General features: G+C 64.7%; 3 protein-coding genes and 2 pseudogenes. 3 read left to right on the top strand and 2 right to left on the bottom strand.

The window, feature by feature from the left end; all coding sequences use genetic code 11:
* Window positions 1-174: 174 nt before the first annotated feature.
* Together G6018_RS17030 and G6018_RS17205 are read left to right on the top strand one after the other, a co-directional pair.
* Entirely contained in the window at window positions 175-351 is a 177-nt protein-coding gene (locus tag G6018_RS17030; RefSeq protein ID WP_182640273.1) for a hypothetical protein, read from the top strand.
* Entirely contained in the window at window positions 348-815 is a 468-nt protein-coding gene (locus G6018_RS17205; RefSeq protein WP_206685276.1) for a hypothetical protein, read from the top strand. The genes G6018_RS17030 and G6018_RS17205 overlap by 4 nt, the downstream gene beginning before the upstream one ends.
* Here the strand turns inward: G6018_RS17205 and G6018_RS17040 are convergent, their stop codons facing one another.
* Window positions 816-2,075, bottom strand: coding sequence for an IS256 family transposase (locus G6018_RS17040; protein ID WP_182640272.1), 1,260 nt, complete (start codon window positions 2,073-2,075; stop codon window positions 816-818).
* Between the two features lie 135 nt (window positions 2,076-2,210).
* Here G6018_RS17040 and G6018_RS17045 point away from each other — a divergent pair.
* A pseudogene (locus tag G6018_RS17045) lies at window positions 2,211-2,660 on the top strand (DDE-type integrase/transposase/recombinase); the annotation flags it as partial.
* 34 nt (window positions 2,661-2,694) lie between these two features.
* On the opposite strand, the pseudogene G6018_RS17050 reads toward G6018_RS17045, so the two are convergent.
* Window positions 2,695-3,091, bottom strand: a pseudogene (locus G6018_RS17050) (IS3 family transposase); the annotation flags it as partial.

Here is a 3,091-nt window from a genome sequence, read left to right on the forward strand (position 1 = left end):
GACATCTGAACTGGCTTGCCCTACGAGGCGGCCTGGAAGGATGTCAGCTGTGCCCAAGCCCTATCCCCAGGAGTTCCGCGACGACGTCGTCCGCGTCGCTCAGAATCGTGAAGACGGTGTGACGCTCGAGCAGATCGCCGCCGACTTCGGGATCCACCCCATGACGTTGCAGAAGTGGATTCGCAAGGCCGACGTGGAGGCCGGGATCAAGCCTGGAACAACGAGTCCCAGGAACTGCGCGAGGCCAAACGCCGCGTTCGGCTGCTGGAGCAGGAGAACGAGGTCCTGCGCCGCGCGGCGGCGTACCTATCCCAGGCGAATCTGCCGGGAAAAGGTGGTACCCGCTCGTGAACGAGCTCGCCGCTGACGGTATTCCCGTCGCGGTAACGTGCCGGGTACTTGAAATTGCTCGTCAGCCCTACTATCGATGGCTCAAGAACCCGGTCACCGATGCCGAACTCGCCGAGGCATACCGGGCCAACGCTCTATTCGATGCCCACCGTGAGGACCCAGAGTTCGGCTACCGCTACCTCGCCGATGAAGCCGAGACCGCAGGCGAGAAGATGTGCCGGCGTACCGCTTGGCGAATCTGCTCTACCGGCGGCTGGACCAGCGCCATCAGCAAGAATAGCCGGGGTCGGCACCGCAAGGCCGGCCCGCCAGTGCACGACGATCTCGTCGAGCGGGACTTCACCGCCCAGGGCCCGAATGAACTGTGGCTGACCGACATCACCGAGCACTGGACAGCCGAAGGGAAGCTGTACCGGCCAAGCCCCTGGTATTGGTGTAACTGGTTTTTGATCCTTCGTTGGTGATCAGGCGGGTAGTTGGATCAGTGGATCGGTGGTCACCTCCGTCGGCGAGCTGGTGTCGGTGTTGGTGGTCAGTGTGAGTCGGCATCGGCTGAGGACTTCGAGGCCGAGGTAGCGGCGTCCTTCGGCCCATTCGTCGGTCTGTTCGGCCAGGACTGCGCCGATGAGGCGGATGATGGCGTCGCGGTTGGGGAAGATCCCCACGACGTCGGTGCGGCGGCGGATCTCCCGGTTGAGGCGCTCGGTGGGGTTGTTGGACCAGATCTGTCGCCATACATCGTCGGGGAACGTGGTGAAGGCGAGCAGGTCCTCGCGGGCATCACCGAGGTGGTCGGCGACCTCAGGCAGGCGCCCGTCGGTGTACTCCAGGAGTCGGTCGAACTGTTCGTGCACCGCGGTCGGGGTGGGCTGGTCGTAGACGCTGTGGAGCATGGCTTTCACGGCCGGCCACATGGACTTGGGGCACTCGGCCATGAGGTTCGCCGCGTAGTGGGTGCGGCAGCGCTGCCACGCCGCGCCGGGCAGGTTCGCTGCGATCGCGTCCACGAGCCCGGCGTGGGCATCGGAGGTCACCAGGCGCACCCCGCCCAGGCCGCGGGCGACCAGGTCGGCGAAGAAGGTGTTCCATGAGGCTTTGGTCTCGCTGGTGGCGACCTGCATCCCGAGGACTTCGCGGTGGCCGTCGCCGTTGACTCCAGTTGCCAGCAGGACGGCGGCCTTGACGACCTGGTTGTTCTCGCGGACCTTGATGGTCAACGCGTCGGCGGTGACGAAGGTGAACGGTCCGGCCTCGTCCAGGCGGCGGTGGCGGAACGCGGCGACCTGCTCGTCCAGGTGTTCGGCCATCCGTGAGACCTGCGACTTGGACAGTGAGTCGATGCCGAGGGTCTTGACCAGTTTGTCCATCCGGCGGGTGGACACCCCGGCCAGGTAGCAGTCCGCCACGACGGTGATCAACGCGGACTCGGCTCGCTTTCGGCGCTCGAGCAGCCACTCAGGAAAGTAGCTGCCCGAGCGCAGCTTTGGGACAGCGACGTCGACGGTGCCGACGCGGGTGTCCAGGGGCCGGTGGCGGTAGCCGTTGCGGCGGTTGGTGCGCTCGGCGGACCGGGCGTTCCACTCGGCGCCGCACACGCTGTCGGCGTCGGCCGAGAGCAGGGCGTTGATCATGATCTGCAGCAGCTCGCGCATCAGATCCGGGGATGCGTCGGCGAGGGCTTGGCCAAGCAGGCCTGCAGGGTCGACAATGTGGGGTGCGGTCATCGTGATGACTCCGTTCGAGGATTCTGTGAAAGGTTGACTCGAAGGATCACACGGTGGCCGCTCTACATCCGTGTACAACACGTAATCGCAGACGATCTCGGCCACCGAGTTACACCACTCTATGGGGCACTACTGCTGTACCTGTGCGCGATCAAAGACGTCTACTCGGGGCGGATCGTTGGGTATTCGATCGACTCGAGAATGAAATCCCGCCTGGCGGTCAACGCTCTGGTCAGCGCCGTCGCCAGGCGAGGGGACGTGACCGGCTGCGTCCTCCACAGCGATAGAGGATCGCAGTTTCGCTCAAAGAAGATGCAGATGGAAATCACCCGTCACGGGCTGATCGGCTCGATGGGCCGGGTCGGTGCGTGCGGGGACAACGCGGCCATGGAGAGCTTCTTCTCGCTGCTGCAGAACAACGTCCTCGACCGACGATCCTGGGCTACCAGAGACGAGCTCCGCGCGGCGATCGTGCACTGGATCGAACGCACCTACCACCGCCGCAGACGGCAAGATCGCCTCGGCAGATTGACCCCCATCGAATTCGAGACCATCATGACCGACGAGGCCCTTCAAGCCGCGTGACTAACCCTGTCACCTACTCGTGCACCAGCCCCAACTTGACCCCGGCGCGATCGGCGGTGAAGTCTCGTTTCACCAGGTCAGGCATGTCGGCCGCGGCGGCGTCATCGGCTTCGGTGGTCACCCGAAATGGTCTCGGTTGGCAGGCAACGAGGCCTTCAGAGCGCATGATCTGCCGCACGAGCTCCGGTGAACACTCGGTGCCCTCGTCAACCAGATCGGCGTGAATCCGCCGATACCCGTAGGTGGCGTCGGTGGCGGTGAAGAAGTGCCTCACCCTGGCCGTCAGCGCCTGTCTGCGGGCCGCGGTGGCCGAGGTCGGGCGCGAGAGCCAGTTGTAGAACCCAGAGGTCGAGACGGTCAACCAGGCGCACATCTTGTACACCGGGTTGGTCTCGGCGGGGTCGGTCCTGCAGGAGTCGATGTACTCGTAT

Origin of the sequence: Dietzia sp. DQ11-44 (assembly GCF_014145205.1) — a bacterium.
Classification (GTDB): Bacteria; Actinomycetota; Actinomycetes; order Mycobacteriales; family Mycobacteriaceae; genus Dietzia; species Dietzia natronolimnaea.